This window comes from Gemella sp. GH3, from assembly GCF_013415425.1.
Taxonomy (GTDB): Bacteria; Bacillota; Bacilli; order Staphylococcales; family Gemellaceae; genus Gemelliphila.
In genome coordinates this window covers 1-445 of sequence record NZ_JACBYC010000183.1, presented here as the reverse complement: position 1 = coordinate 445, position 445 = coordinate 1, and the positions used below count along the sequence as shown (strand labels likewise).

Genomic DNA, 445 nt, shown 5'->3' with positions numbered 1-445 from the left:
GTTTTAGCTATCATGGAAGCTCAAATGGAGAAAGATGGCAATTACTACATGGAAGGTATCCTTGATGATATCCAACAGGATGGGTATGGTTTCCTTAGAACCGTTAACTATTCTAAAGGTGAAAAGGATATATATATTTCTGCAAGTCAAATCCGACGTTTTGAGATCAAACGTGGAGACAAAGTAACTGGTAAAGTACGTAAACCGAAAGATAATGAAAAATATTATGGGTTACTTCAAGTCGATTTTGTGAATGATCAAAATGCAGAAGAAGTTAAAAAACGCCCTCATTTCCAAGCGTTAACGCCGCTTTATCCGGAAGAAAGAATTTTATTAGAAACGCTTCCGACTAATTATTCAACTCGAATTATGGATTTAGTGACGCCGATTGGTTTAGGGCAACGTGGTTTAATTGTAGCGCCACCTAAAGCAGGTAAAACAAGTT

The 445-nt window shown here is 37.1% G+C and carries 1 pseudogene; it reads left to right on the top strand.

What is annotated here, in order from left to right:
• Window positions 1–445: pseudogene (locus HZY83_RS06745) on the top strand (transcription termination factor Rho); the annotation flags it as partial.